24 protein-coding genes and 5 pseudogenes are annotated in these 26,504 nt (G+C 68.6%); 12 read left to right on the top strand and 17 right to left on the bottom strand.

What is annotated here, in order from left to right; genetic code table 11:
• Positions 1 to 36: 36 nt before the first annotated feature.
• Both ACFZDI_RS11120 and ACFZDI_RS11115 read left to right on the top strand, forming a co-directional pair.
• Entirely contained in the window at positions 37 to 1,857 is a 1,821-nt protein-coding gene (locus ACFZDI_RS11120; RefSeq protein ID WP_391249425.1) for a nitrate- and nitrite sensing domain-containing protein, read from the top strand.
• Positions 1,854 to 2,216 (top strand): DUF742 domain-containing protein, encoded by a 363-nt coding sequence (locus ACFZDI_RS11115; protein WP_234845209.1) that lies wholly within the window; start codon positions 1,854 to 1,856, stop codon positions 2,214 to 2,216. The genes ACFZDI_RS11120 and ACFZDI_RS11115 overlap by 4 nt, the downstream gene beginning before the upstream one ends.
• A gap of 975 nt (positions 2,217 to 3,191) precedes the next feature.
• Here the strand turns inward: ACFZDI_RS11115 and ACFZDI_RS11110 are convergent.
• Positions 3,192 to 3,707: a hypothetical protein gene (locus ACFZDI_RS11110; RefSeq protein WP_391249423.1), complete on the bottom strand. Its 516-nt coding sequence runs from the start codon at positions 3,705 to 3,707 to the stop codon at positions 3,192 to 3,194.
• Positions 3,708 to 4,235: 528 nt separating this feature from the next.
• Between ACFZDI_RS11110 and ACFZDI_RS11105 the strand changes: the two are divergent.
• Positions 4,236 to 4,340 (top strand): annotated as a pseudogene (locus ACFZDI_RS11105) (divalent-cation tolerance protein CutA); the annotation flags it as partial.
• Between the two features lie 335 nt (positions 4,341 to 4,675).
• Here ACFZDI_RS11105 and ACFZDI_RS11100 read toward each other — a convergent pair.
• From ACFZDI_RS11100 to ACFZDI_RS11090, 3 genes are all read right to left on the bottom strand, one after another.
• Entirely contained in the window at positions 4,676 to 4,891 is a 216-nt protein-coding gene (locus tag ACFZDI_RS11100) for a hypothetical protein (protein WP_391249421.1), read from the bottom strand.
• A 421-nt stretch (positions 4,892 to 5,312) separates the two neighbouring features.
• Positions 5,313 to 6,473, bottom strand: coding sequence for a DUF418 domain-containing protein (locus ACFZDI_RS11095; RefSeq protein WP_391249419.1), 1,161 nt, complete (start codon positions 6,471 to 6,473; stop codon positions 5,313 to 5,315).
• Positions 6,474 to 6,517: 44 nt separating this feature from the next.
• Positions 6,518 to 7,555, bottom strand: a complete 1,038-nt coding sequence (locus tag ACFZDI_RS11090; protein WP_391249417.1) for a CocE/NonD family hydrolase — start codon at positions 7,553 to 7,555, stop codon at positions 6,518 to 6,520.
• 129 nt (positions 7,556 to 7,684) lie between these two features.
• On the opposite strand from ACFZDI_RS11090, the gene ACFZDI_RS11085 reads away from it, so the two are divergent.
• Positions 7,685 to 8,314 (top strand): GNAT family N-acetyltransferase, encoded by a 630-nt coding sequence (locus ACFZDI_RS11085; protein WP_391249415.1) that lies wholly within the window; start codon positions 7,685 to 7,687, stop codon positions 8,312 to 8,314.
• Positions 8,311 to 9,216 (top strand): PaaX family transcriptional regulator C-terminal domain-containing protein, encoded by a 906-nt coding sequence (locus ACFZDI_RS11080; protein ID WP_391249413.1) that lies wholly within the window; start codon positions 8,311 to 8,313, stop codon positions 9,214 to 9,216. Before ACFZDI_RS11085 ends, ACFZDI_RS11080 begins: the two co-directional genes overlap by 4 nt.
• Here ACFZDI_RS11080 and ACFZDI_RS11075 read toward each other — a convergent pair.
• The gene (locus ACFZDI_RS11075; protein ID WP_391249411.1) at positions 9,163 to 9,519 is read right to left on the bottom strand and encodes a hypothetical protein; all 357 of its coding nucleotides are present in this window, start codon (positions 9,517 to 9,519) and stop codon (positions 9,163 to 9,165) included. The genes ACFZDI_RS11080 and ACFZDI_RS11075 overlap by 54 nt on opposite strands.
• 77 nt (positions 9,520 to 9,596) lie before the next feature.
• Entirely contained in the window at positions 9,597 to 9,914 is a 318-nt protein-coding gene (locus ACFZDI_RS11070) for a hypothetical protein (RefSeq protein WP_391249409.1), read from the bottom strand.
• Between the two features lie 71 nt (positions 9,915 to 9,985).
• Here ACFZDI_RS11070 and ACFZDI_RS11065 point away from each other — a divergent pair, with 71 nt between their 5' ends.
• A complete protein-coding gene (locus ACFZDI_RS11065) occupies positions 9,986 to 10,270 on the top strand; it encodes an ATP-binding protein (protein WP_391249407.1) in 285 nt (94 codons plus the stop codon).
• A 213-nt stretch (positions 10,271 to 10,483) separates the two neighbouring features.
• Entirely contained in the window at positions 10,484 to 10,657 is a 174-nt protein-coding gene (locus ACFZDI_RS11060) for a hypothetical protein (protein WP_391249405.1), read from the top strand.
• Between the two features lie 114 nt (positions 10,658 to 10,771).
• Here ACFZDI_RS11060 and ACFZDI_RS11055 read toward each other — a convergent pair whose 3' ends face one another.
• The gene (locus tag ACFZDI_RS11055) at positions 10,772 to 11,104 is read right to left on the bottom strand and encodes a hypothetical protein (RefSeq protein WP_391249403.1); all 333 of its coding nucleotides are present in this window, start codon (positions 11,102 to 11,104) and stop codon (positions 10,772 to 10,774) included.
• Complete coding sequence (locus ACFZDI_RS11050) at positions 11,094 to 12,971, bottom strand: polymorphic toxin-type HINT domain-containing protein (RefSeq protein WP_391249401.1); 1,878 nt, start codon at positions 12,969 to 12,971, stop codon at positions 11,094 to 11,096. Before ACFZDI_RS11050 ends, ACFZDI_RS11055 begins: the two co-directional genes overlap by 11 nt.
• A gap of 1,576 nt (positions 12,972 to 14,547) precedes the next feature.
• Here ACFZDI_RS11050 and ACFZDI_RS11045 point away from each other — a divergent pair.
• Positions 14,548 to 14,955 (top strand): hypothetical protein, encoded by a 408-nt coding sequence (locus tag ACFZDI_RS11045; protein ID WP_391249399.1) that lies wholly within the window; start codon positions 14,548 to 14,550, stop codon positions 14,953 to 14,955.
• 37 nt (positions 14,956 to 14,992) lie between these two features.
• On the opposite strand, the gene ACFZDI_RS11040 is transcribed toward ACFZDI_RS11045, so the two are convergent.
• The gene (locus ACFZDI_RS11040) at positions 14,993 to 16,474 is read right to left on the bottom strand and encodes a helix-turn-helix domain-containing protein (RefSeq protein ID WP_391249397.1); all 1,482 of its coding nucleotides are present in this window, start codon (positions 16,472 to 16,474) and stop codon (positions 14,993 to 14,995) included.
• Positions 16,475 to 16,764: 290 nt separating this feature from the next.
• Here ACFZDI_RS11040 and ACFZDI_RS11035 point away from each other — a divergent pair.
• Positions 16,765 to 17,510, top strand: a pseudogene (locus ACFZDI_RS11035) (methyltransferase domain-containing protein).
• A gap of 101 nt (positions 17,511 to 17,611) precedes the next feature.
• On the opposite strand, the gene ACFZDI_RS11030 reads toward ACFZDI_RS11035, so the two are convergent.
• Positions 17,612 to 17,869, bottom strand: a complete 258-nt coding sequence (locus tag ACFZDI_RS11030) for an ATP-binding protein (RefSeq protein WP_391249395.1) — start codon at positions 17,867 to 17,869, stop codon at positions 17,612 to 17,614.
• Positions 17,870 to 18,353: 484 nt separating this feature from the next.
• Here ACFZDI_RS11030 and ACFZDI_RS11025 point away from each other — a divergent pair, with 484 nt between their 5' ends.
• A complete protein-coding gene (locus ACFZDI_RS11025; RefSeq protein ID WP_391249557.1) occupies positions 18,354 to 19,901 on the top strand; it encodes a hypothetical protein in 1,548 nt (515 codons plus the stop codon).
• 425 nt (positions 19,902 to 20,326) lie between these two features.
• Positions 20,327 to 20,638 carry a hypothetical protein gene (locus tag ACFZDI_RS11020; RefSeq protein ID WP_391249393.1) on the top strand — a complete coding sequence of 104 codons (312 nt, stop codon included), beginning with the start codon at positions 20,327 to 20,329 and terminating at the stop codon, positions 20,636 to 20,638.
• A gap of 277 nt (positions 20,639 to 20,915) precedes the next feature.
• Here ACFZDI_RS11020 and ACFZDI_RS11015 read toward each other — a convergent pair.
• The 4 genes and pseudogenes from ACFZDI_RS11015 to ACFZDI_RS11000 all read right to left on the bottom strand — a co-directional run.
• Positions 20,916 to 21,428 (bottom strand): annotated as a pseudogene (locus tag ACFZDI_RS11015) (transposase family protein); the annotation flags it as partial.
• 134 nt (positions 21,429 to 21,562) lie between these two features.
• Positions 21,563 to 21,943 carry a helix-turn-helix transcriptional regulator gene (locus tag ACFZDI_RS11010; protein WP_234849201.1) on the bottom strand — a complete coding sequence of 127 codons (381 nt, stop codon included), beginning with the start codon at positions 21,941 to 21,943 and terminating at the stop codon, positions 21,563 to 21,565.
• Positions 21,944 to 22,135: 192 nt separating this feature from the next.
• Positions 22,136 to 22,510, bottom strand: a complete 375-nt coding sequence (locus tag ACFZDI_RS11005) for a hypothetical protein (protein ID WP_234849202.1) — start codon at positions 22,508 to 22,510, stop codon at positions 22,136 to 22,138.
• Positions 22,511 to 22,668: 158 nt separating this feature from the next.
• A complete protein-coding gene (locus ACFZDI_RS11000) occupies positions 22,669 to 22,986 on the bottom strand; it encodes a hypothetical protein (protein ID WP_391249390.1) in 318 nt (105 codons plus the stop codon).
• A gap of 276 nt (positions 22,987 to 23,262) precedes the next feature.
• Between ACFZDI_RS11000 and ACFZDI_RS10995 the strand changes: the two are divergent.
• Positions 23,263 to 23,897: pseudogene (locus ACFZDI_RS10995) on the top strand (HAD family hydrolase).
• A gap of 51 nt (positions 23,898 to 23,948) precedes the next feature.
• Here ACFZDI_RS10995 and ACFZDI_RS10990 read toward each other — a convergent pair.
• The 3 genes and pseudogenes from ACFZDI_RS10990 to ACFZDI_RS10980 form a co-directional block, all read right to left on the bottom strand.
• A pseudogene (locus ACFZDI_RS10990) lies at positions 23,949 to 24,359 on the bottom strand (ATP-binding protein); the annotation flags it as partial.
• A 145-nt stretch (positions 24,360 to 24,504) separates the two neighbouring features.
• Complete coding sequence (locus tag ACFZDI_RS10985) at positions 24,505 to 24,723, bottom strand: hypothetical protein (RefSeq protein WP_391249388.1); 219 nt, start codon at positions 24,721 to 24,723, stop codon at positions 24,505 to 24,507.
• A 694-nt stretch (positions 24,724 to 25,417) separates the two neighbouring features.
• Positions 25,418 to 26,362 (bottom strand): hypothetical protein, encoded by a 945-nt coding sequence (locus ACFZDI_RS10980; RefSeq protein WP_391249386.1) that lies wholly within the window; start codon positions 26,360 to 26,362, stop codon positions 25,418 to 25,420.
• Positions 26,363 to 26,504: the final 142 nt, after the last annotated feature.

Here is a 26,504-nt window from a genome sequence, read left to right as displayed (position 1 = left end):
GCGCTGCCTACGTGCGCCCTTGTTGTGGTCGCCACCGTGGGAGCCATCACGCAGTCCTCCCAATACGGGGCAGCGGGCCGCACCCGCGAGGAGGTCGTCCTCGTCCTCGAGGCCCAGGAGTTGGTCCACCAGTTGCAGCGGGAGCGCGGGCTGACCGCAGGGCTGCTCGGCGGTGACCAAAGCTTCCGCAGCCGGGTGGATTCCCAGCGCAAGGCCTCCGACCAGGCGCGTGCCGCGCTCGACCGGCAGCTCGCCGGGAACTCGCCCGGCGTCGGCGCTGTGCGCGAGGCTCTGGCCCAGCTGGGCAGCCTGGCCACCGTACGTGGCGAGGCCGACGGCGGGAGCGTCGGTCGTGCCGAGGCACTCGCCTTCTACACCCGCGCCATCACCGCGCTCACCGACGCGGCCTTTCACGGCGGTACGGAGCTCGAAGACCGTCAACTCACGGACGGCCTCGCCACCTTGCGCAAGCTTGGCGATGGGGCTGAAGCGGCTGCGCTGGAACGCGGTACGCTCAACGGGATCCTAGCCACCGGGTCCTTCAGCGACCGCGACTACCGGACCTTCATCACGCTGTTGGGGACCAAGGGCGATGCCCTTGCCGAGGTGCCACGTACCGCGACAGCGGCCCAGACTCACGCGCTGGACGCTGTGCTGCGCAACCGTTCCGCAGTCGCGGTCGCTCGCATGGAACAGCAGGTGCTGACCGCGCACGATGCCAAAAAGCTGCCGGTCGCTCCGGCCGACTGGTGGCAGCCCGCCACCGCGTTGGTGGACGGACTGCACCAGGTGCAGATCCGTGTCGCCGACGACACCAGCGCTCGCGCCGACCAGCTGCGCTCGGACGCACTGCGGCAGCTCCTGATGAAGGCGGTACTGGCCCTCCTGGCGATCGCCGGGGCAGCGGTTCTGGCCTTGGCGGCGACCCGTTCCATCCTGCGGCCACTGCACGCGCTCACCGAGGAGGCGCACCGGATCGCCGACCTGGCTCTGCCCCAGGCCGTGGCTCGGGTGCGGGAGGCACAGCGCCAAGCCGACCCGGCCGAGCTGGCCGAAGGCTTCACTGGATCCGCCCTGGCCGCGCGCGGCGACGAGATCGCCAACGTGGCAGGCGCGCTGGATCGGGTCGCGGACACCGCGCTGCGACTCGCCGTCGATCAGGCTGTGCTGCAGCGCACCAGTACCGAGTCCCTCGCCAACCTCGGACGCCGTAATCAGGAGCTAGTGAGCCGTCAACTCGGCTTCCTCAGTGCACTGGAACGATCTGAGGACGACCCGGGGACCCTGGCCAACCTCTTCGAACTGGACCACCTTGCCACCCGAATGCGGCGCAACGCCGAGAGCCTGCTGGTTCTGGCCGGGGAGCGCAGCCCGCGCCGCTGGGCGGATCCGGTGCCAATGGGCGATGTACTGCGGTCCGCCCTGGGCGAGGTGGACGACTACCGGCGGGTGCTGCTGCGCCACACCACCCCTGCGCTGCTCGACGGCGGAGCCGTATCCGAAGTGGCTCACCTCCTCGCAGAGTTGATAGAGAACGCTCTTGCCGCCTCGTCCCCCGAGACCGATGTGGAGATCTACGCCCAAGAGCACGGGGCGGACTACATGATCGCCGTCGTGGACCACGGCGGCGGACTTTCCGAAGCGGAGCTCGCCACGGCGAACCGGCGCTTGTCCGGACAGGAGAGCTTCCTGGTGGGGCGAACCCGACTGCTCGGCCACTATGTTGTCGGCCGGCTGGCCGTCGGGCTCGGCGCCCGAGTGTGGCTGGCGCCCTCGCCGATGGCCGGGGTGACCGCCTCCGTCCTCCTGCCCGGACGGCTGTTGTCCGGGCAGGCCGATCTGGCCGCGGTGCGATGAACCCGGCCGAAGATGCATTCGAAACCGGGCAAGTGGTCCGGCCGTTCATCGTGACGCGCGGCCGGACCCGACCGGTGAGCAATGAACTGCGGCTGGAAACACTCGTGTCGGCGGTGCCTGCGGCGTTGACCGCGCCGCTGGACTTCGAGCGGCGAGCGATCGTGGAGCTGTGCCAGTGCCCGCGTTCAGTAGCCGAGATCGCCGCCATGCTTGCGGTGCCGCTCGGGGTGGCCCGGGTACTCGTCGCCGATCTGTCGATGGATTCCCACGTCTGCGTGCACAGTCACCTGTCCGGGCACGACGACAGGCCCTCCGTCGCCCTGCTGGAACGGATCAGGGAAGGCCTGCTGCGGTTGTGACATCAGGTGGGTTCTCGGGGTGGTGCGAATTTAGAACTGGGGGCCCCTCGGGCCGTCGCAGACGTTGGCGTGATGCCCGACCGGTGGGGAGCACGCCCCACCGTGAAGCATCGTTCCGGTACAGACAATGCCGGTGAGAACGAGACTTGGGGCGCGCCGATGATGTGATCACGCTTGCCGGTTCCGGGGGCTCCTGGCGGGTCCGTGTGAGCTGTGCTGGGCGCAGTGAAGCTGCGGCACTGTCGGAGCAGGAGGGTACGGGCGAAGGCGTGGAGAAGTACCTCGCGCAGTTCTGGCCCGCAACGGTCTGAACACGGACCAAGAGCGGGAGCGCCGACAGTTCGACACTCCCGCCATCCGACACGTCAGGAGACAATCTGCCCCCCCCTTCCGGCGCCCTCCTGACCGGCTGCCGCGGGCCTTCCTCAACGTGCGCCGGGGTCATCGCTGCCGCCCGGGCTCTCCCTCGCCGGAAAGGCCCGGAGTCTACGCCGCGTCAGCTGGAAGCGTTGCGCCGCCACAGCCGTCGAAACCACACGCGCAACCCTGGCGGCTGCGGAGAAGGAAGCACTACATCGTCGCCATCGCTACGCGCGCGGACGCGATCGAGTGCAGTTTCGTAGCCCAGTAGGGCGGCGCTTTGCACCGAAAGAGGGGCCAGCTCGCACCCTCGCTGATGTCTGCGGGTGTGGCCGCAAGCCGGACAAGCATCCGCTGGTTCCGGTGGCGCCGCCGGAATACGGTCGTCATCTGTACGCGCGCTGATGCGCTCGAGTGCAGTTTCGTAGCCGAGTAGTGCGGCGGTCCTCACCGTTATCGTGGCCAGCTCGCAACCCTGGTGGTGCGTCATCCTGTGGTGGCAGGCCGGACAAGTGGCCTCTGGCGGCGCCGGAGGTCGAGGAGGCGGCGGGACGAACTTCGGGTCACCCTCCTCACCCTCGTCACGGTATACGTCTTGTGGCCGTTCGTCGCTTGTCATGGGTTCCCTCGAAGTAGTCTGCGCCGCTGTAGCCGGCGCTTGATCGACGGATACGTGCTCCATACGGCCTCGACTACGGCGGCGCCTGCCGCGACGGCGGCGGCCGCCCAGCGGAAGACCGAGTCCGGGGAACTACCCGGCGTCGGCGGCAGTAGAACCAGGGACACCCCCATCCACAGCATGACCATGCCGCCGGTGTAGGCCGCGTAAGCCCTGCGACGCCAACTCTCCCAGTACTGAAAGTCGGTGGCGTGCTCCTCACGCAGCAGGTCGTGGCGTTCTCGGGCCTCTTCCTCCGACCACCAGGCTGTGATGTCGGCGGGCGAGTACAGGTGCCGACGGGCGTGAAATCCGAACTGTACGCAGGTGACGAACAGCAGAGCCGCCAGAGTCAGGCAGAGCAGCACCGCACCGGGCCAGCGGAACTGGTCGCTGTCCGCGGCGACCACCCCGATAGCGGCCACAGCGAAACCCGCCAGCAGCGGTGCGGCCACATTGCTGACGGCGTCCACGGCAGCACCGAAGCCTAAAGGTGATGGCTTACGCCATTGCGGCCTAGGAGATCTGCTCTCGCTCAATGGGCGCCTCCCCTTAAACGCACTCTCGCCCACAGAACCTATCGGCCCGTCTTGGACTCTGTCGGGTATGCGCCCGAAGTCCCCCGACCTGAGCGCACTTCCATGTCCGGAGCGTCGGCTTCTTCGTACCTACCTACGTGTTACTGCCGAGACGGGAAGACTTCGCCGGGCACGTGAGGACGGTACGAACGTCAAAGTAACCGGGTCTTCGGGTGGCGACCTGCCGAAGCCTGAGTTCCCGATGGGCGAGAGGATCCTGCCGGGCCGTTGTGCCGCCGGGCTGATCGCCTTCCCAGTGGGCGCAAGTAGAGGCCTGCCCGTCTGTGTATGAGCCCGAGTTCGGGGGGCCCGAAGAGTGGGCGCTCCCGAAGGGGTAACGGCCGTCTCCGGTCGGGCCGGTGGCTGTGAACGCTGGTGGGTAGGCTCCGGCTCATGACTGACTTCGTGTAGGTATCCACAGCGACGGAGACCCGGGAACAGGCGGTCGAGCTGGCCCGTTCGGTCGTACAGGGCAGGCTCGCTGCGGGGGCCCAGATCATCGGTCCCGTGACTTCCGCGTTACCCTAGAAGCATGGGCCGGGAACCAGCGCTCCAGAGCCGCGTCCCTGTCCCCGGCACGCATCGAGCAGCTCTCCGCCATCGGGCATGCGCTGGACATAGCCCAGACGTACTGCGTACCCGCAGCAACGTCCGAGTTGCGTACTGAACGCGAGCAAGACCGCCACCTGCGACAGCAGGCCGTCTGTTCCAGGTCACCGTGGCCGGCTCGCAGACATACTCGCTGCGGCCCCTCCTCCTCACTGCGGGGCCGGGCAAAATGATCCTGTGCGGACCCGCTGTCGTCGGTCAGCCGAAGTCGAGCGTCGGAGGCCGTGGCTCTCGCGCCGGGTTCGGTCTGTTGGTCATTGGTGGAGGAGGGCGATGCGGATGGCTCGTTCGACGTGGGCGGCGGTGTCGGCGTGGTCTTCCGCGTTGGGGTGGACGAGGGTGACACGCTTGCCTATGAGACCGCAGTTCAGCAGCGTGCCGGGGAGTTTGGCGGGCCAGTAGTCCGCGGCGTCGCCGTAGATGCCCTCGACCCACTTGATGTCCGCGGGCTGGCAGGTGTCGTGGCCCACGCTGGAGGAGTAGAGGTCGACGTAGCGGCCGCCGAAGAACGAGGTGACCTGCTGGATCGGCAGGGCGCTTCGCCAAGCGCCATCCGAACAGCCGCGGTCTTGCCCCGGGCCAGGTCGCCGAACACACACACTGCGCCCTGGGTCGCCATCCCCTGTCCGGCCGCCTCGGCCACCGCCCGCACCGACGACGTCCGCACCATCTGCGCTCCCGCAGGCAACACCACACTCCGAGGCGCACCGCCCCCCGGCAAGTCCCCGGTCGCCTCTGAGACGAGACGCTGCGGCGGTGGCGCAGACGACTTCGCCGCGCCCCGCCCTGGGTCAGTGCGCGCCGGCCGAGCCTGGTCACGGGGGGCGGTCTGCGGTGCGCGCACCGGTGCGGTGCGGGACATCGCGTACGGCGCGCGCTGGGCGTTGCGTTCTACTGTCCCAGGGTCTTCCACCGGGGCGGGGACAGGTTGGTCCATGTGCGCAGGCCCCATTCGACGGGGCCGTAGGGGTGGCGGATGAGCCACCAGTGGCTGGCCGCTGCCTGACCGGTGAACAGCATCAGCGCGATCGCAGTGACGCCGGCGGGTGGAACGTGGCCGATGAGTGCTGCTCCGTAGCCGGTGAACAGGAGGGTGCCCACCAGGGACTGAGTGAGGTAGTTCGTCAGTGCCATCCGGCCGGCCGGAGCGAGCACTGTTTCGAGGGTGCCGGCGGGGCGGCTGTCGAGGAGGCGCAGAAGGGTGGCCGCGTACGCGGCGGCCAGGAGGGGTGCGGTGATCACGTCGATGCCGAGGGCGAGGACCTGGTAGGCGGTACCGGGGTGGGCGAGGCTGGCGTGAGCATAGACGACGCCGCCTGTGAGACCGAGGCTGAAGCCTGCGGTCTGCAGGCGCCGAAGCATGCGGCGGTGTGCCGAAATGCGGGTGAGCGCCTGCTGCTGTCCTGCGGCGAGGCCGAGGACGAAGGCGGCCAGCGCCGCGGGTGCCTGGAAGAAGACCAGCAGGAACGCGACGTCCGGCAGCTGCTCCAGGTGTGCGGTGATGACGGAGGCGGCATTCCCGCGCAGGGCGTCGGTGGCAGCGGCTGCTTCGGCTGCCGCCGCGGCCTTGTCCACACTGCCGTGGGCCGGCCACAGCGCGGCAGCGAGAAGCGCGTACGCGGCCGAGGTGACGGCCAGCAGCACTGCGGCGGTACATATCGCAGTGCGGGGGCGGATGCGGTGCAGCGCCAGCAGGACAAGGCCGAGGACGGCGTAGGTGGTGAGGATGTCGCCGGGGAAGAGCACCACGGCGTGCACTGCCCCAAGGGCGAACAGCCCGGTCAGGCGACGCAGGAACCGGGGTGTGAACCCGGTGCCGGTCCGGGCGGCGGAAGCGAGCTGCAGGGTGAAGCTGTAGCCGAAGAGGAAGGAGAACAGCAGGAAGAATTTGGCTTCGAAGAACACCGCCACCAGCGTGCGGACGGCGTTGTCGGTGGGGCTGTCGAAGCCGGGGTCCTCCACGCCGGTGCCGTGGTAGGCGGAGGCGAGGTAGGTGATGTTGACGATCAGGATGCCGAGCAGGGCGAAGCCGCGCAGTGCGTCGACGCTCATCACGCGCCCGGCCTTCGGCAGGCTCTCCGGTGCTGTTGTAGGGGTCACTGTTCCTCCCGGCTGGAGTCGACTCGCTGGACGAACCGGGCCTGGTCGCTGAGGAAGCCGTCGGTGTAGAGCCGGCGGGGGGCGGCGATCGCGGTGATCGTGAGGCGCCAGGCGGAGCTTTCCAGTTCGTGGTCGGCCAGGGAGTGGGTGGCGCCCGGGTAGTGGGTGACGGTCAGGGACGTGGGGGGAAGGATGCTGCGGTAAACGGCTTCGGTGTCGGCGACGTCCACGTTGATGTCGTGGCCGGCCAGCACCAGCAGCAGCGGCGTGCCTCGCATGGCGGCCAGGTCGGCGGTCGCGTCGGCACGGTAGTTGCGTGCGATGAATCCCCACCGTGCCGCGGTCATACCGTCCGCGTCACCGATCGCGGCCCGGTACTGCGTGAACGTGGCGCCCCGCTCCAGCAAACCCAGTACGGTCTCCCGCCTGCGTAGCGCCGCCTGCTTCTCCTGCTCGCTCGCACCGGCCCGGTCAAGTTCGGCGAGGAGGTTGTAGCGTCCCTGCCGCAGCCAGTTGACCGCCGGGGAGACGGCGATGACGAACTGCAACCGGCTGTCGCGGGCGGCGGCTTTGGGCAGGACCCAGCCGGCCTGGCTCGCCCCCCACAGCCCGATGCGGCGGCCGTCGATGTCCGGGCGGGTTCGGGCCCAGGCCACTGCGGCCAGCGTCTCGTCGGCCCGGTCGTCCATGCTCTGTTTCAGCCAGTCGCCTTCCGAAGCACCGACACCGGGCTTGCTGAACGACAACGAGGCGTACCCGGCGCGGGCGAACGATTCCCACAGCGGGCGGTAGAACGTCTCATGGGTGGCGTCGATCGGTCCGTCACCGTGCACGAACACGACCAGGCCGAATGGCCCCTGACCGTGTTTCGGCAGCGCCAGCACGCCATCGAGCAGCGCCCCGTCGTGCCGCAGCGACACCTTCTCCTCACGCAGCGAGTAGGTGTTCTGCCACGCCACCACCCCGCCGAGAGAGGCGGCCACGAGCAGCAGTCCCACCGCGCTCCACACCAGCCATCGCCGCCTGCGCCGCACCGGCGCACCCCCTGTTCGTGACACCACAACCACCAAACCGATCGATTGGAAAACGGTCGTAGCGATGATGAACGTACTAGGATCGATAGCGCAAGGTGGATCGGTGAACGGACATGGGAGGGCCTGGAGATGACCGTGGACGACAGGCTGGTGGTCCAGCGGGGGGTGCCCGGCGGCAGCGAAGGCCGGGTGGCGGCGCTGTACTGGGAGGCGTTCGACCGCAAGCTGGCGCCGGCACTGGATCCCCCCGACAAGGGACGCGCGTTCATCGCCGCCCACCTGCAGCCCGACCGGGGCGTCGTCGCCCTTCACGGCGGGCAGGTGGTCGCCGTGGCCGGCTACCGCCTTGACGGGCGGGCGCTGACAGGCGGCGGTGTCAGGGACGTCCTGTCCGCCTACGGCCCCCTTCGCGGCTTGCCCAGGCTTGCACTGCTGGCCCTGTTCGAACGCACCCCTGCGCCCGGTGAACTCGTCATGGACGGAATCGCCGTCGATGCCGCGCACCGCGGCCGCGGCATCGGCAGCCTGCTTCTGCGCCAGATCGCGGCCGTCGCCGCCGAGTCCGGCTGCCGCCGCGTCCGCCTCGACGTCATCGACGACAACCCCCGCGCCCGGGCACTGTACGAGCGGCACGGCTTCACAGCCGTACACACCGAGCAGACCCCCTACCTGCGGCGCCTGCTGGGCTTCGGCGCCGTGACGACCATGCACCGTCCGGTCACCAGGGCGGACCTCACCGCCGCACGGGAGGGTCGATGACGCCCCGCGCCCCCGGACCTGAGCAACCCCATGACCACAGGCCGGACATCCCCACCCGACTGCTCGTCCACGCCCTGGTACGCGAAGACGCAACCGTCGATGCCGGCGAACTTTACGCCGTCGCGGCACTGCTCGGCATGAGCGAGACGCAGGTCAGGCTCTGTGTCAAACGCCTGGTCACCGAGGGCCGCTTCACCCAGGACGGCCGCGGTCGCAAGGCCACGCTGCGGGCCGTGTCCGACGTCACCGGCTCCGTGGCACCCGATGCCGCCTACGTCCGCCACGCCTACCGGCAGGACGCCGGGCTCGCCCCCTGGGACGGCATCTGGCACCTGTTCGCCTTCGCCATCCCCGAATCCCGCCGCACCGCCCGCGACACCCTGCGCGAGCGCCTCCTCCACCTCGGCGCCGCCCCCATCCAGAGCGGTCTGTACGTCACCGCCAACCCGGTCGGCGAACTCGTCGACGCACACGCCCGCCACCTCGGCGTCGCCGACGCGCTCACCCGCATGTCCACCACCGACCTGCGCATCGGCGACATCACCGACCCGCTCACCCTGGCCGCAACCCTGTGGCCGCTCGACGAGATCGCCGAGCGTCACCAACGCCTGGCCGCCTTCGCCGGATCCTGCCTCGCCCAGCTCACCGAGAACGATCCTCCGTCCGAAGCCGAGCGGCTCGGCATGGCCGTCGAACTCGCCGCCCACTTCACCACAGCGATGGAGCCCGACCCACTGCTGCCACCACAACTCCTCCCCCAACCCTGGCCCGGGACCCACGCCCGCCGCCTGGCAGCCGACTGCTGGCACCACCTGCACCAGACCCCACACACCAGCGACCGCAGCCCCCTACGCCTGTTCACCCTCTACGCCGATGCACTGCACCCGGCCGACGACACGTAGGACAACCCAGGCGGCGTGGTCAGCGGCCGAGACCGGACAACCCGTCCGGACGCTTGCGCCCAGCAAGAGCAGCACGATCACCGCGATGACGGTGCTGTTGGTGACCATGAACTGTCGGACGCCCTCGAAAAACGTCACGACGCACTGCCCTCCGGCAAGGTGAACGCCGACGGCACCCGGCACCGTACAGCAGGCGACGAGGACGAAGACGGCGACTGCCACGGCCAGGTCGACGTCGCGTGCGCCTGCTTCGACGATCGAGGTGGCGGCCGACGCCGTCAACAAGGTTCTTGAGGTCGCCACCCGACAGCAGCGCCCCGGCGAGCAGCGCCCGCCCGGCCCGTACCTCCACCAGCGCGCCGCCGGCCGCATCGGATCCCTCACCCGCCCACGCAGTCGCGTCTGCGGAAGCGGACTGCGCGGATGGTCAGCGTGCGGGTGTCGGCGTCCGCCAGGGTGAACGTCCACAGATCCGCGGCCGGCACGTCCCGCAGCGGGGTGGGATCGTCCTGCCACGCCTGAAGCGGAGTCTTGCCCCGCAACGGCGCCGGGCGGTGCTCGGTGTTCCACCAGAGCGTCCAGGCCAGCAGCCGGGTGGTGAAGTCCTCAAAGCCCAGCCGCACTGCGTCCTTCGGACGGGAAGCACGCTTACCGGGGTGCGGCCGGCGGGCGTAGCCGGGCAGCGAGGCCAGGAGCATGCGGTTGCACCCAGCGGGTTCACCTCCCGGAAAAGTACGGCAACTGCAGGGGCGTCTACAACCGGCCGCGGATGTGGGCCGTCGACGGCACCTGGGAGCGGGTGTACACCACGCTGAAGGCCCACGCCGACCTCTGTGAACTCGTCAGCGAGCGGCCGGGGCGGTTCCTGATCATCACCAGCAACCGGGCGCCCAGCGACTGGTATCCCCTCTTCCCCAGCTCCGTCGTCGCCGAGTCCCTCCTCGACCGGGTCATCAACACCAGCCGCCAGGTCATCATGAACGGCCCCGGCTACCGCCCGAACAAACGCCCCGAGAACCCCACCGACAAGCCCGCCAAGCCGTCGGTCAAGTAGACGCCATCGGGCGGCGAGTTCTTCCATGACCATCCACGGGATGGCAACCCGTTCGTCGGCACGTGCACGGAGGCGCGGAGCAGGTCAGAACTGTCGCCCTCCAGGGCCTGGTTCCCCAAGATTCTGGTGACGTGGATGATCAACGCCGCTCTCCTGTCAGAACCCACCCTTGAGCCCGGCCGTATACCGAGATCAGCGGGGAGTGTCTGATCCATGGCGGAGCTGCTGATCAAGGGGACCAGTCTGATGACGGAGACCGCCGTGGAGAACGAGCAGGCCGAGCAGGTGGTTCAGGCACCGTCGAGTGCGGCGTCGGACGAGCAGCTCGTTGCGATGTTGGTGGACCGGGCCCGGAACGAGGGACCGCAGCTTATCCCACGCTGTTGACGGGATTTTGGCGATTGACGATCAGGCCTCGTCTTCGTTCCCTGCCCCGCACCGTGATGCTCTCGGTGCGGGGCAGGGCGCTTGTGTCTGAGCGTCCGCGGTTGTGCGGCAGGGTCACTCGGACGCCATGCGGTCACCCTTGGGGGTGTTCGCGAGCCAGCAGACGCCGCCCGCGGGCATCCAGTCGACCTGGTCGAGGGCGGTCACGAGCCGGGCCAGGACGGCGTCGGCGTCACCCCTCCAGGGCTCGAACCCGGTGTCGCCGAGTTCGCCGATGTCCATCAGGCCGTCCCGCATCAGTTCGGTGAGCAGCTCGATGGCCAAGGACCGGAAGTCGCCGCCCGACTGCTTGCTCTCCTCGCGCGCGAGCCAGATCAGCCGGTCCACCGGGACCCAGTCGTCCAGCCCTTCGAGGAGGAGGTCACGGATGATGGCCTTACTGTCCATCGGGCAGATGCACCTTCATTCCTTTGCCGGTGACGGGGAAGATGTCGATCGTCTCACCGCCGGACCGGGACGAGGTACGCCACTGGATGACCGTGCCGTCCGGCAGCTTGTAGACGTCAGGAATCTTCGGACCGCGGGCCGGCAGACGCTGCGCCCCGGCGGTCCACTTCTCGAAGGCCCGGCGCATCTCCGCGACGCTCGACATCTCCCTGACGTGTGACTGCTTCCCCTGCGGAAGGCTGTCGAACTCGGACTTCCATACGCCGCACCCGTTCGCGTTGTGGACCAGAAGGGGCGTACCGCCGGCCAGGACATGGAAGGTGTGCAGGTCGCCGACCGTGAGGTTGTGGACCGTCAGGCCCTGGGCCGTCCAGGCCCGGACCGCGCTGACCTGCACCCGCGTGCCCGCGCTCGTGCGCAGCCAGGCGCCCGGCTCGAGCTGTCCGGCTGTGGCCCACGCCTGAAGGTCGTCGATCCAGAACGGATGTCCTTCGGTTGCGGTGACCGTGGAGGCACCGTGATCGGTGCGCACCGTGACGTCGACGAGGCTCTTGTGTCCCTGACCGGTGATCAGGGCGGTGACCGGCTCGGCCTGAGTGCGGCCGCTGTCCGGGTCTGCGGCGAGGACCTGGTCGCCCACCCGTACCTGTTCGATGGGCCGCTGGGAGCCGTCCGCCATCAGCACCGGGGTGCCGCTGGGGAAGCTGTTGCAGGTGACGGCCTCCTCGCCCTTACGGGCCTTTCTGACATCGTCGGCGGTCAGCAGCCGGTCCCCGGCGCGCAGCCAGTGCAGGACGGACAGCCCGCCCAGGACCCGTTCCTTGGTGCCCAGCTTCTGACCGGTCACCACGTCCTTGCCGACAATCGCCTCGACGACGCCCTTGCCGTCGCCGACGCCCGGCAGCAGGTTAAGCAGCAGCGACATACGGCGCTGCTGCTCGGCGTCGTCCAGCAGCGAGGAGCCGCTGCCCCAGGTGTCCCCGATGTGGGAGAAGTCGAGGTCGAGGCCCGACATGTCGCGGAGCTTCTCCGCGCCCTTCTTGATGCCGGGTACGTGTTTGTTGGCCTCCTTGACCCCCTGGTTGGCCTGGGCGATACCCTCGTTCATCTCCTTCATGCCCTTGTTGGCCTTGGAGATGCCCTTGTTGGCCTGGGACAGTCCCTTGTTGACCTCCGCGATGCCCGCGTTCATCTCCCGCAGACCGCGGTTCATCTGCGCGAAGCCCTGGTTCATCTGGTCGAACGCGGCGTTGAGGTCGGCCAGGTCCTTCTCGAAGTCGAAGATCGGCTTTGCATCGGGGTACTTCGGCGGCGTGTAGTCCGGGAAGTAGTCGCCCAGCGCGACGGTCAGGATCGTGAGCGCCAGCAGCGAGTCGTTCTGGTCACCCAGCAGGTCATCCGCCCTGGCCAGGTTGGTGCCGAGTTTGTCCAGGTGCGGCCCGGCGCTCCTGTAGGTCTTGACAGCCTGCTCCAGGAGCTTCAACTGCTGTGCTGGGTCAGGGGCGGTGGCGGGATCCACCAGCTGCAGCGGCTTGAGCGCCCGCAGGGCCTCGACATTCTTGTCGAGCTCCTTGAAGCTCGCTCCGTGATCCTTCATGGCGTCCTGCGAGATGAACAGGAACACCCCCACGCCGGCGCCGAGTTTGACGGCCTTCCCGGCGAACTCCTTCAGACATCGGGGCCGTTCGAGCAGGGGCAGGCGGTCGCAGTTCGCGTACTGCGCCACCTTCCGCACGATCTGCGCCAGCCGCTCCGCACGGCTCTGTTCCGCGGCCGTGGCCTGGCCGGCGGATCCCACTCCCCCGGTGAAGAAGAGAGCCAGTGCGACGATGAACGTCGCCAGTCTTGATGTGAACTTGTTGTGCATGCATTCCTTGACCGGCCGTCGTCGGCGGTCCACCGACGAGCCGATCCTGATTCCCCGGGACAGGTCGGCTGTGTGTCGACTGTCATGTTACTGGCGCGTAGCCAATGGTCAGATGCACCTTACCCCACGCCACGGGATCGTCGGTCAGCCGTCGTGCAGGATGCAGGGCCCCTTGGAGCGCACTCAGCGAGTCGGTCTGCCGCCCGTAGTCCTCACGGGCCACTGGCCGCTCGCCAAGGCGAAATCGTCGAGGTCAGCGTCCTGTGCGAAACCGGCCAGTTGCTCGTCGAGTCCCTCGACCTCGGTCCAGCCGAAGGCCTGCCCGACCTTGCCAGTGCCGGCCCCGGCTGGTACCGCATCCGCGTCCACGCACAAGGCCGCAACATCAACCCCACGGCACCTACTCCGACCCGATCGAGCGCTACCTGCTGACCGCCTGGCCCGCCACCTCCGCGGCAACAGCCATCCTGAAGAGCAGCCAACGCATCACAGCAAAGCTCACCCACCACACCAACCAGCCACAGCACAGCCCTCACCTGGCTCCCCCCACCGCGCCCCCCGTGATCAAACCGGAGTGAGCCCACCCCAAGCCGAGCAACGCCCACTCCCCCACCACACAGCAAACTGCGTGAGGGGCTGACGTGGGCGTCGGTCGGAACAGAGGGCCTGCTTTCAAGCGGCTGGACAGCGTGTATGAGCCTTCGGTATGCGGGTGGCGGAAGTACAAGGTGCACGAGACCACCGAGGCGATCGTCGGCGCGATCACCGGTTCCCTGGCAGCGCCCCACACCCTGCTGCTCGGCAGGTACGACGACCATGGCCGCCTGCAGTACACCGGCCGCACCACCACTCTCGCCCAGGCGGGGAGCAGCACGGTCGCCGGGCTACTCGCTCCCGCCCGGCGCGCTCATCCGTGGACAGGCTGGTTGTTCTGGGTGGTGGAAGTCGGCGTCGCCCGCGACGCCTCCGGCCGCTGGCGCCACCCCGCACGCTGGCACCGTGCCCGCCCCCACCTCTCCCCCGCCGACGTCCCCCGCTGGTCGTCGCCGACGCGCAACCGGCTGAGCGCACCCCGATCCCCTCGCCAGCCGCCCAGCTTGCCCCGCCCACCCACTTTCCTTGTTCTTCCTGCTGTGGGGCTGGCCCGGGGGCATAGATGTCCGGCCTCCGACCACGGCCTAACCGGCGTGGTGACCTGCACGGGCACGGGGACGCTCCTGCGGGGCGCGCAACAGTAGGCGCAACCCCTGGCGCAACATCCAGCGCACCGATAGGCGCAACCTCGTGCTCGCGGTCGACCGAGGCGCCCGGTCACGCGGCCTGGACGGCTCCCCGGGCGCGGGCCAGCTGCCGCAACTTCGAACGCGCCGCCGGCACCGAGGGGGCGGGGGACCACGGTTATGGACCGTCGGACCGCAACGTCCCACCGGCATTCCCCGGCATTTGGGCACCGTGCACAGCTGACGGACGAATGTGGTCAGCGTGCACCGTGGTACCGCGAGTGCGGCTGCTTCTAACGTCCTACCTGATGGTCCGGCCGCCGGCCGGAAGGTTCTGCAAGAGAGGCCGTTCACTCATGTTCGCGTCCATCGGTCACAGACGGGCCGCCACCCTGGCGGGCTCGTTCCTCGCGCTCGCCGCCACCTGCGTATTGGTGGCATCTCCCGCCAGTGCAGGCGACTATGACGTCTTTGACGCAAAGTCGTGTTGCAGCAACGGATCGCTCGTCACGTTCACGGCGTACGGCGAGCACCTCTACGTCATGGACGGGTCCCGGGACGACCACGGTGCGGTCGGGCAGTGGCGTTACACCGTCAGCGGCGCCACGATCCACTCGTACTTCAACGGCCGTGGCTACAGCTACCAGGACGACAATGACCTGGACCTGGGAGAGAACCTGTCGATCCAGGTCCGGGGCTGTCTCCAGGACGGCTCCGGCGGCACCCCTTGGAATTGCGGCTCCTGGGTGAACGCCCACACGTGAGCCTCCCTGGGCGGCCACGGAACGGTCACGGGCTCCGTCAGAACGCGTCTGCCCGGGGGGCGGTGTGCTGGCGGCCGCCGGTCACACTCAGAGCGTGAACCAGGTCGTGGATGCCCGATCCGGTGGTCACCAGATCGCGGTTGAGGAGGCTTTCGGCGGCACGCAGATGAGCCCGGACGGTATTCCGGCTCAATCCCACGCGTGCCGCCGTCCGCCGGGCGTCGGTATCGGCGTCGATCCATGCGCTCACGGTGATGTGGAGGGTGGAGGGCCGGGCACCGTGAAGGGGGCGCAGAAAGGACTCCGCCCAGTCGACGGCGGGTTTCGTGCGCAGCAAGTCTTCCAGGTGCGGCGGCGCGAGGTGTGGCAAGCCCGGGGCAATGGGCTGGGGTCCTGTGAGGGACAGGGCCAAGTCGACGGTGGCGCGGGCGCGGACATCACTGAGGTCCACTCCCAGGGCGTCCTCCGCCCTGCGGCAGTGGGCCGCGACCGTGGTGCGGCTGATGTGCAGCAGTCGGGCCACGGCGGATCGCGGGAATGTCACGGCGAGGCGCGTGACGTCCACGGTGGTCTTCGGCAGGTCGTGCAGCGGAGCCAGGAAGGCGGTCGCCCAGGCCAGGGCCTCCTGGCGGGGCAGGAGGTGTGCCAGCGAAGGCCGACCGCGGTAGGCGGCCATCCGCCGGGGGGAGTTGCGGGCGACGGCCAGGGCGTGCAGAGCCTCACCGTATGCCGTGGCTGTCAAGGTGAGCGGGTGGGCTCTGCTGATGCCCAGTGCGTACCCGGAGTTGTCCCCTATGAGACGGCGCAGCACCTCGGCCTGGTCCGGACGGCCATCGGGCTCCGCATCCTCGGCGATCGGGCAGATCAGGTGGTCATTGAAGGCCGGGCAGTGCACCATCAGGCCCGACCCGTGGTAACCCGAAGAGTCCAGATGAGCTCTGACCAGCCGGTCCCGGTCAGCGTCCGGGCAGCTCAGCAGGTACACCCGCACGCGCTCCGCATCCAGCAGCGGCGGCACGTCGCCGGTGGTCATCCGTCTGGCCAGGGTGATATCCCCGGTCATCAGCGCGGTCAGCACGGCGAAGCGCAACTGCCGGGCCTTGTCCTCGTAATCGCGCAGGCTGCTGTCGGCCGCCGACGCCCGCCCTTGCAGCTCGAGGAGAGTGCCGACGTAGGACGCAAGCGCCGCCGATTCCCGCGACAGCGCCGAGGCTCCGACCGTGACCAGCACCGGGCGTTGTGCGCCTAGGCCGAATGCCTCGATGTGCACTGCGCGCGTACCCACGCGGAGCGTGGCCGCGGCCAACCGCCCGTCCGCCAGACGCTCCAGCTGCTCTCTCAGTGCGCCCAGGATCTCCGCAGGGAACCGGGCCGTTGCGGCCTGCACCGCCAACCCGCGCCCCACCCACGCGGCATCCACGGCGATCCGGTGCTCGAGCCAGGCCAATACCTCGTGCGGGGACGACGATCGCCTTATCAACCACAGCAGTTCGCCGAGGCTCTCCGAGTTCTTCTGCATGGTGAACAGAAAAGCAGGAAGAGAGGCGAAAGTTGCACGACTTCGCGTGGCGCCCTGGGGCGTCCCCGCATCCGCAGGCGTAGCTCGGCACTCGGCAGGCTGACCTCCGTGCTCGACGCCTCGGTTCTTGAAGCGGGTCGGCTCAGAAGCCGTGCCCCGAGCGTCAGCGGAGGGGTTGTCGGGCGCCGACCGGAACGGTTGTCGGGGGCTGGGTAGCCTTGCGACGCCTTGGCGGGGAAACGGCTTCAAAGTGCTGTGCTAGGCGCTTCCGGACGGCCGAGGATGGTCAAATGACGATCACTTCGCAGGCCCGTTCCTTCGACAGGGCAGCCGCCAGTTATGCCGCAAACCGTCCTTCGTATCCGCCCGCGCTGCTCGATGCGGTTGAGGAACTCGCCGGCCGGCCCTTGAACGGTGCCCGCGTCGCGGACATCGGTGCTGGCACTGGACTGGCGACCGCCCTCCTGCATGCCCGGGGTGCGCGCGTCATCGCGGTGGAACCCGGTTTTGGAATGGCCTCGCAGTTCCGCCTCGGACTGCCCCATGTCCCCCTCGTACGCGGTGATGGCAACAACCTGCCGCTTGCCTCCCAGTCCATCGACGTCATTACCTATGCCCAAGCGTGGCACTGGACCGACCAGTGCAAGTCCGTCCCAGAGGCCCTCCGAGTACTGCGCCCCGGTGGTGCACTCGCTCTCTGGTGGAACGACTCAGACAGCACTGTGTCCTGGATAGCCGACCAGGACTCCCGCCTGCGCCGCCTCTTTGGTGCCGAAGCAACGAACCCGACCTGATGGCCCGATTCCGCGGCTTGCCAGCCCAACTCAGCTTCGTCACCCGACAGGTCGTGTGGACCAGGAGCGTCCCGCTTGATACCCATCTCGCGAGCCTGGCCAGCTATTCCGATTTCCTTGTTCTCGGCGAGAACGGGACCAGGACGTTCCTGGCTGCTGAGCGCGATCTTCTGACCGAAGTCTTCCCGAGCGGCAGGGTCGAGGAGCACTACGTGGTCAGCTTGGCCGTTGCTGCCCGTTGAACCCCATGGCAGCCCAGCGGGCGGATCCTCCCAGAGAAACCATGGCCTGACCTGAGCCGAAGCCCCGCGCATTTTGTCATGCGGGGCTTCGACACCTGTACTCACGACTTGCGGTGCTTCTCCTGGGTCTTCTTGAAGCGGAAGCTGTCGGTGCCGGTCTCGACGATGTGCGCGTTGAAGGTCACCCGGTCCACGAGCGCCGTGCAGAGCAGGGGGTCGGTGAACGTCTGCTTGTGCGCCTCCCGGTCGAAGGCCGGTGGTCTGCGAGCTGTCCACGTCCGGCCGCCGGGTGCGCCACACCAGTCGTTGCCCCTCGGCCGTTCGGGGGATGCGGGGGCCGGCTCCGGCGCGGCTCCCACCGGCCGGCAGAGCCACCGGTTCTTTTCGAGTGCGGGCGCTCTCCGCCAGTGGCGGGAGTACGGCAGCGGGGCAGGCCGCATGCCCCGCGCAGAAGCAACAGAAGTTGGAGGCGCATGCGAGCGTCCCGGCCGCGCCGTCCTCCTGCACGGTCTGTCCCCTGAGCGGGTGCACAAGGCACCCATGAGAAATGCCGTCACTGGCATGACCGTCGACTGCGGTGGCAGCGGCGGCCCGAACATGGAAGGCAGCTTGCATTGTCCATGCCCAAGGTCTTTCCTGATCCGCTCTTCGCGTTCAGACGACGTACCAGACATGCCGCCGGTCAGCGGCGGTCGAGGAGCAGCCGGGCCGGGGCGGTAGCCGCCCTGAGCTCGGCGGTCGTGCTGTTCTGCCCGGGAGTCGCGCTGGCCGCCCCGGGCGACCTGGATCCCACTTTCGGTACCGGCGGAAAGGTGACCACCCACTTCACCGGCGACCTCGGCGCTGCGGCTGGGGCTGACGCAGTGGCCGTGCAGTCCGACGGCAAGATCATCACTGTCGGCACGCACCCCCTCGCCCCACAACTCCGATTTCGCGGTGGCCCGCTACAACACCGACGGCAGCCTGGACACCACCTTCGGCACCGGCGGCACGGTGATCACCGACTTCGGCGACGACGCCGCGGCTTTCGACGTGGCACTGCAGAGCGACGGCAAGATCATCGCTGTCGGCCGTAGCGGCGTGAACACCTACCACGACTTCGCGCTGGCACGCTACAACCCCGACGGCAGCCTGGACACCACCTTCGGCACCGGCGGGACCGTGACCACCAACTTCGAGGGCGACGAGCAAGGTGACCCGTGGGACGGCGACGACGAAGCCAACGGCGTGGCGCTGCAGCCCGACGGCAAAATCGTCGTCGTCGGCGGTGGTGCCCCAGGCGTAGGCGCTGAATTCGCGCTGGCCCGCTACAACACCGACGGCAGCCTGGACACCACCTTCGGCACCGGCGGCACGGTGACTTCCGGCTTCGGCGTGGCTTTCGGCGTGGCGCTGCAGCCCGACGGCAAGATCGTGGCAGTCGGCGTTTTTTCGAGCCAAGGCGGCTTCGCACTGGCCCGCTACAACTCTGACGGCAGCCTGGACACCACCTTCGGCACCGACGGCAAGGCAACCGCCGACTTCGGCAGCGGCTCCATTCTGTACGGAGTGGCGCTGCAGACAGACGGCAAGATCATCGCAGTCGGCAGTGGCGGCCCGAGCGACAACCGCCGTTCCGTACTGACCCGCTACAACTCCGACGGCAGCCTGGACACCACCTTCGGCACCGGCGGCACGGTAACCACCGACTTCGGCGGCCGCGACTGGACTCGCGAGGTGGCGCTGCAGACCGACGGCAAGATCATCGCAGTCGGTACTGGCGGGGCGATCGGCAACCTCGATTTTGCGCTGGCCCGCTACAACTCCGACGGCAGCCTGGACGCCACCTTCGGCACCGGCGGCAAGGTAACCACCGACTTCGGCGGCGACTCCGGGGCTTCCGGGGTGGCGTTGCAGACTGACGGGAAGATCATCGCTGTCGGCTCCAACGGGGACTTCGCGCTGGCCCGCTACCAGGGCGACAGCGGCGCCTCCGCCGGCGTGGACGTGTCCGTCGCCAAGGCCGGGCCAGCCACCGTCAAGGTGGGCCATCGCGTCTCCTACACCGTGACGGTGACCAATAACAGCACCACCGCCCCCGCCACGGGCCTCACGCTGACCGACACCCTCACCGGACCCGGTCGACTGCGGTCCGTCACACCCAGCCAGGGCACCTGCACCCGCACAACCACCAGTGCATCCTGCGTCCTGGGCACCCTCGCCCCCGGCACGAGCGCCACAGTGACCGTCGTCGTCCAACCCACGGCCACCGGCACCATCTCCGACACCGCCACGGCCCACGCCGCGGAACCCGACCCGGCGCAGGAGAACAACTCCGCCACCGCGACCACCACCGTGAGCCCCAAGAAATGCCACCCGGGCAAGCATGAGGGGCATCACAAGCCGCGGTGAGCACACGTCAGGCAAAGGCCTGGCGAGCCCGAGCGAAGAGGCGATCCCCCCGGCTTCGCTGGTCGGTGCGATCAGCCTGGCGCTGCCCGACGAGCACCGTGCCGGCCGGACGGGCGCGCCCGGCATTCCCGGACCGCCCGTCAGCGGACCGCTGGTACCGGCTCAGAAGCGAGACCTGGGTCACTGCCGTAGTGCCCAATGCTGGGCTGTAGCGCCCGCGCCACCCGACCGTCGGTGCCTTCGCCTGGAGTCCGGCTCAGCGTGCTCTCGGTCTGTTGACCGCGCGGACGGTGCGTTGACGTCCCGTTCACCGCGCGGACCGTCGTCGCCGTGACTCCCATTCCTCCCCCATCGTCAGCGCGCCTACGACGCGCCCGGTCCTGAGACAGTTGCGATGTCGCCCGCCATCCGACCCCGAAGCCGGGGTGCTACCGGACCTCGACGGAGTACGAGGCGCCTGGGAACGCCCAGCCGTCGGTGCCTTCGCCGATGTCCTCGAGGATGACGTCGTCGAGGAAGTGGTCTTCGAAGTCGTCGTCGGTGAGCTCGCCGGCGAGCCAGGGTTCCTCGATGGCGTCCCAGTTGCCCCTGCTGCCGTCAATGCGGAGAGGAGCGGCCCGCCGGTTGCCGCGTTCGCGTTCGTCGTCGCCGGTCTTGACGATGCCGCTGATCTCGTACTGGCCCCGCTGATGTGGTCGGGGAGCGGGTCGGCGGGGACGACGGCGACGTTCTCGTAGGCCGTGTGGATGAGGTAGCGGTAGGAGCGGCGGATGTTGTACTCGGAGTCTGACAGCCAGTTGATGAGGGTTTTGGTCGTCACGTGGAGGCCGACCTCCTCGAGGGCTTGCTGTCCGCGGTGGGTGGCGGTGAGCTGGCTGAGCTGGGCGTGCCAGTGCTTGGCGTTGTACGACGACAGCCGGTGGCGGGGAGTGGCCTGGGAGCGCAGGAGGTCGTTGAGGGCGGCGCCCAGGCAGTGGCCGCGGCCTGTGGGGCCGGCCATCAGTTGTCACCTTCGGGGATGATCTGGCCGGGCCCGGTGCCCAGGGCGCCGTCCGCGATCACCGTCGTGCCCGCCGCGATGGCCGGCAGGTCCGACTCGCGCCAGACATGCGCATCCGCCTTGCTGCCGGGTGCCGGCCGGGCCGATGCCACCACCAGGCGGGTGCCGGCGTCTACGATGACCTGCACATCCGCCGAGAACCGGTAGTTGCGTGAGGAGGCCGCGACCGTCCGGTCACGCACCGGGATCAGGGTGCCGTCCACGATCCATAGCCGGTCGGCGCCCGGTACCGGCCTGGGCGCCGGCTCCATCGAAAGCAAGGGCCCAAGACGCTGGACGACCCGGCAGACGGTGGCAGGTGAGCAGTCGAAGAGCGGGGTGAGCTGCCGCATGGTGACGTTCGTGCGGTAGTACACGGCGACCAGCAGCACCCGCTCGGCCAGCGGAAGACACCACGGCCGGCCACCGCCGGGGCCGTTACCGCGTCGCTCCCGCACCACCCGAAGCAGCTTCTCAAAGCGCCCCATCGGCACCCCGGTGAACGTCTCCACCCACACCGGCTCAGCCCGCAACACCCCACCTGTACAGGCAAAATGCCCGCCACCAAGCCTTCTGCAACACCCTTCAGCGTCGTTGGGACCGGCCACGCCGCGACGTGCTGCTACAGACCGGTCGAGGGTAGGTCGGCTCCGCCCGGGATGAGGGCCGGCTGAACGTCTGCCTGCTGGAGTTCGGCAAGCAGTTCGTTTTGGCCAGCGATCAGTTCGGTCAAGATGCGGCGGGCTGCGCGCAGGAGTTCGGCCACATCACCGCCGGCAAGTGCGTAGCTGACGGTCGCGCCCTCCCGGATGGAGACGACGATGCCCGAGCGGCGTAGCACGGCCAGTTGCTGAGAGAGGCTGGATGGTTCGATCTCGATCTCGCTGAGCAGGTCGCGTACCGGGACGGGGCCGTTCTGCAGCAGTTCCAAGACCCGGATCCGTACCGGGTGACCGAGCATGCGGAAGAACTCGGCCTTGGCCTGGTAGAGGGGGACCTGCATGTGAATCGCTCCCTGCCGGGTGAGGGCTGTGTCGGGGCACGGCGGCCTTCTGCGTGCCATCGCAGGCCGGTGCTGCGAACCGATCCTCGTGGATGCGGCCCCGCACACCCATGGGATTGCTCTGATATGGATGTAGCCAGTTGAAGAAATCTTCAAGTGGTGGGCGTGCGGGGTTATGGAGGACGCGGCTTGCTACACGGCCAGCCCCGCCTCGATCCGCTTGAGCTGGTGGCGGGCCATGGCCAGGTTCGATGTCTTTCTGTCGAGCACGAGGTAGAGGAACAAGCCGTTGCCACCACGGCCCTTGAGGGGCCGGAGGAGATGGTTCTGGCTGCCGAGCGTGATCAGTATGTCCTCGATTTCACCTTTGAGTCCGAGGTGTTCCATGGTGCGGACCTTGGCGCGGATCACGTCCGTGTTGCCGGCTGCCGCCACAGTCAGGTCGAGGTCCTTGCCGCCCCCCATGGTGCCCAGCGCCATACCGCTGGTGTAGTCGACCAGCGCAGTCCCCAATGCGCCCTCGATCGAAGTCATGATCTCCTTCAGGGAGACCTCCACATTGCTCATTCCAGCATCTCCTCCTGGGGTCTCTGCGCGGCTTGGGCATCATCGCCCTCCCCGCCCGTGCCCAGGACCCTATGCAGGGCCCGCGCCCGGCAGTCCTGTTGTTCCACTCTTGGACGAGGGAGCTCGAATATGGCGGATGATGCGATATTCGTGACGCATCATGTGCAGTACGTTGCCATCCTCGAATCGGTGGCGAAGGGCCCCTGACCAACCGGTTTTATGCGTGTGCGGGTGGTGTAGCCGTCGGCCGGGTCGTCGCCGGAGTTCCAGTGCTTGAACGCCTCGCGGGTGTAGCCGTGGCGGGATTCGGTGGCAAGCGGCAGGCTCCCGACGGCTTCGGCGAGCGGAATGGTCTGGGCGGCGTATGTGGGCGTGCCGGTGGCGAGGGAGGGGGCGGTGGCTTCGTCCAGGTCTTGGGTGGAGGCGGTGGACCAGGGCCGGTTGGTAGCGACCGGAGCTCGCGAGTGGGCCTTCACCGACAAGACGACCGTCGTCTGGTTTCGATCACTTCTTGCGACAGCGTTTGTTAACGAGTTTGGACAGCAGCGTCCGGTCAACGGCTTCGCGGATCGTCACGAGTTTTGAAGGCACCTGCTGATTGAGGCGAGTCGGGTCGGCGGGTTGCGGCAAGGCTGTCACAAGCTTCGAAGATCGCTTGACCTTGCCCCGGAGGGAGAGACGACAGTGTCTCTGTCGATCACCTGAGCGGGGGATCTGTGCTCGCTGGTCCAGGACGAAGAGGGGGAGTTCGCGTGACCGCGACCTGCGTCATTCTCGACATCGGTGGCGTGCTGGAGATCGCGCCGGAAACGGGATGGGTGCAACGGTGGGAGGAGCGGTTGGAGCTGCCACTGGGCACTGTCCATGAGCGGATGCACGACGTGTGGCGGGCTGGGAGTGTCGGGAGTATCAGCGAGCGCGAGGTGCACGAGCAGGTGGCGGCCCGTTTGGGTCTTGCCACTCCACAGGTTGAAGCTTTCATGGTCGATCTCTGGGCCGATTATTTGGGGACGCCGAACGAGGAGTTGATCGACTATGTGCGAGGGCTGCGCGGCAGCTGCAGGCTGGGCATCCTGAGCAACAGCTTCGTGGGCGCCCGGGAACGGGAGGCGTCGCTTTATCACTTCGACGAGCTGGTGGAGCAGATCGTCTACACGAGATCGGCATCGAGAAGCCCGACCTGCGTGCCTTCGAGGCCGCATGCGCCAGCTTGGACGTGCGGCCGGAGAACTGCCTGTTCATCGACGACGTCGCAGTCAACATTGAGGCCGCCCAGGCGGCGGGCATGCAGGCGCATCTGTTCGAGGACAACGCCCGGACTGTCACGCGCATCGCAGCTCATCTGGATGCCGGGCCCCGGGCCGCAGGGCGGGTCCCGCTTGGATGACGTCGGCCTGGCCCGTCTCCACGGTTGCCGGCCAGGCGTTGAAACGATTGATCAGCCCGCTTCTGCGTGTTCGGCCCGGGCTCGGGTGCTGGCGAGGCGGTAGGAGTCGGTGCCGGTCTCGATGATGGTTCCGTTGCAGGTCAGGCAGTCGACGATGGCCGCGCGGAAGCGGGGGTCGGTGAAGGTCTTGGTCCAGCCGCCGAAGGACTCGTTGGAGGCGATCGCGACGCTGTTCTTCTCCTCACGCTCGGTCAGGACCTGGAAGAGGAGCTCAGCACCGTGCCGGTCGAGCTCCATGTAGCCGAGTTCGTCGATGCAGAGCAGGTCAACGCGGCCGTAGCGGGCGATGGTCTTGTTCAGATGCTTCTCGTCGGCCGCCTCGACCAGTTCGTTCACCAGCTTCGTGGCGAGCGTGTAGCGGACGCGGTAGCCCTTCATTGCGGCCTCGGTGCCTAGGCGCACGGGCGGCCTGGGGTCCTCTGGGAGCAGCTGCGTGAGGTGGAGGCCGACGCTCCCCGCGCGCTGCGCTGGGCGAAGCACGCCGCCCCGGCCTGACCGAAGCGGCGTGGTCAACGAAGGCGCACTTCAGGCTCTTCGGTTCCCGGCATCAGTACTTGGCCGACGGGCCCTCGGTCTCCTCGTCATGGGGCGCCTGGTGTCCCTCCACCAACTGACCGACCTCCTGGGGAACCCCATACAGCGCGTCCAGAACCAGACCCCAGGCCCGGTCCCGCAACTCCTCCGGCACCTCGTTCTCGATCTTCTCCGCAAGCCTGTCGATCTTGGAGTGGGCGTCATACTCGGTGCCCGTGGTCGGTGGGGTCACCACTGCCCACACCAGTCGGCCCGCCCCGGCCGCCGCTCGGCCTATGCTGCCGAGCACCGATCCCACATCCATCTGCGCCCCATCCCATGGCGGTTGATGCCCTGCCGCAGCGAGAACTGCCTCAGTATGCGGGGCAGCCACCCGCGTCTCTTCAGGCGGTGGCCTGCCCCGCTCCGCAACAGAGCGGCGATCTTTCCTGCGGTGCAGGCCGGAGCAGGTCCTTGAGAACGACGACGACCTCGATCACCGCAGGGCGACCCGGGGTCTCCTGCTGTCCCGGCCTTGCGGCGTGGCACCGGAGGGTTGCCTGCTGTTCGCGTCCGCGCCTGTGTGGTCCTGTCCCCATCGAGGAGTGTGTCGTACGGCGTTTTGCCGGTGGGTGAGGACAGCTCGGTACCCGGATCGGGCGGCCCGGAGCGCTATGCCGGCCCGGCGCCCGCGGGTGCACGGGAGGTTACGACCTTCCGGCGAGCGCAGGGGGGGAACGATGACTGGGCAAGTGGTGATCCGCCGGCTTTGCCACGGCCTGGAGGCGATCACCGGCTTTATCGAGGCGGTGCGGAGCGTACGAGGTGCTGCGCGGGTTCGGGTGAAGCGCGTGGCATGCCGCTCTCGTATGCCGCACCGCGTCGCCCGGGCGCCGACGCGGCCCTGATGCACAGTATGGCGCTGCGAAAAGGCGGCTCGAGCCTTGTCAGTCCTGTCCGTAGCCCGGGCTGTCCGGGGCAGGGGGGAAGGCCAGACCGGTCGGTGTGTTGAGGCCTGTGAAGCCGAGTGTCACCTGTCCTCCTCCTGTCTCGCGGACGCGCACCACGCGGTTGTTGAACCCGTCGGCCACGTACAGGTGGCCGTTGCCGTCGAGGGCGAGTCCGAGCGGGGAGTTCAGTCCGGTGACGGGAACGGTGCTCTGCCGGCCGCTTGCGGTGGCGATCTTCACCACTCGGTTGTTGCCGCTGTCGGCGACGTACAGGTCGCCTCCGGTGCCGAGTGCCAGCCCGGTCGGCTGGGAGAGACCCGTGGTGGGCACGGTCTGCTGGCCGCCGCCGTCCACCGCGACCCTGACGACCCGGTCGTTGACGAAGTCCGAGACGTACAGATGCCCGTCAGGTGCCCAGGCGAGCCCCCAGGGGTGCAGCAGTCCCTGCGTGGCCAGCACGGTCCGGCCTCCGCCGTCGGCGGCCACTTTCACGATCCGGTCGTTGAAGCTGTCGGCGATGTACAGGTTCCCGGCCGGGTCGACCGCGAGCCCCAGTGGGCGCGACAGATCGCCCGCCGGTACGACCGACTGCTCCCCGCCGTCCGGGGGCAGGACGACGACCCGGTTGTTGCCGGTGTCGGAGACGTAGAGCCGGCCGGCGGCATCCCAGGCCATACCGGTCGGACGCACCAGGCCGTCGAGGGGGACGGTGACCTGTTCACCGCTGTACGCGGACAGGGTCAGCACCCGGTTGCCGCCGTAGTCGGACACGTACGGGGCCGGGCCGACGGGCGTGCGGGTGTCACCGGCCCGGGCGGCGTCCGTCGCTCCGGCGGGCAGCGCGCAGAGCAGGACCAGTCCCAGCGCGGCGGCCAGCCGCCGGGACCATCTCCGGGTCGGCCTGCGGCCGCTCGTGGCCGATCCGGCCGTCATCCGTTCCATGACTCACCCGTCTGTGTGCTCCGACGGTCGGCCCCGTGCCGTACCCCTCGCCGACTTTAGGAAGCGCCGCGTGCCGGTGCGGGAGACACGCCACCGGGCTGTTCGCCCGCCACTCCAATGCCCCCGGAACGTGTCGGTCGGG

Source organism: Streptomyces sp. NPDC007907, from assembly GCF_042959365.1.
In the GTDB taxonomy this organism is placed as follows: Bacteria; Actinomycetota; Actinomycetes; order Streptomycetales; family Streptomycetaceae; genus Streptomyces; species Streptomyces indiaensis.
The sequence above is the reverse complement of the archived record's forward strand: the minus strand, read 5'-3'. Positions and strand labels throughout refer to the sequence as shown.

Coding starts and splice junctions, on each gene's coding strand:
- ACFZDI_RS11115 (WP_234845209.1), top strand. CDS start 1,854: ATGAACCCGGCCGAAGATGCATTCGAAACCGGGCAAGTGGTCCGGCCG.
- ACFZDI_RS11010 (WP_234849201.1), bottom strand. CDS start 21,943: ATGCAGGTCCCCCTCTACCAGGCCAAGGCCGAGTTCTTCCGCATGCTC.
- ACFZDI_RS11055 (WP_391249403.1), bottom strand. CDS start 11,104: ATGGACAGTAAGGCCATCATCCGTGACCTCCTCCTCGAAGGGCTGGAC.
- ACFZDI_RS11065 (WP_391249407.1), top strand. CDS start 9,986: ATGTGGGCCGTCGACGGCACCTGGGAGCGGGTGTACACCACGCTGAAG.
- ACFZDI_RS11095 (WP_391249419.1), bottom strand. CDS start 6,473: ATGAGCGTCGACGCACTGCGCGGCTTCGCCCTGCTCGGCATCCTGATC.
- ACFZDI_RS11085 (WP_391249415.1), top strand. CDS start 7,685: ATGACCGTGGACGACAGGCTGGTGGTCCAGCGGGGGGTGCCCGGCGGC.
- ACFZDI_RS11050 (WP_391249401.1), bottom strand. CDS start 12,971: ATGCACAACAAGTTCACATCAAGACTGGCGACGTTCATCGTCGCACTG.
- ACFZDI_RS11005 (WP_234849202.1), bottom strand. CDS start 22,510: ATGAGCAATGTGGAGGTCTCCCTGAAGGAGATCATGACTTCGATCGAG.
- ACFZDI_RS11070 (WP_391249409.1), bottom strand. CDS start 9,914: ATGCTCCTGGCCTCGCTGCCCGGCTACGCCCGCCGGCCGCACCCCGGT.
- ACFZDI_RS11080 (WP_391249413.1), top strand. CDS start 8,311: ATGACGCCCCGCGCCCCCGGACCTGAGCAACCCCATGACCACAGGCCG.
- ACFZDI_RS10980 (WP_391249386.1), bottom strand. CDS start 26,362: ATGGAACGGATGACGGCCGGATCGGCCACGAGCGGCCGCAGGCCGACC.
- ACFZDI_RS11040 (WP_391249397.1), bottom strand. CDS start 16,474: ATGCAGAAGAACTCGGAGAGCCTCGGCGAACTGCTGTGGTTGATAAGG.
- ACFZDI_RS11045 (WP_391249399.1), top strand. CDS start 14,548: ATGTTCGCGTCCATCGGTCACAGACGGGCCGCCACCCTGGCGGGCTCG.
- ACFZDI_RS11060 (WP_391249405.1), top strand. CDS start 10,484: ATGGCGGAGCTGCTGATCAAGGGGACCAGTCTGATGACGGAGACCGCC.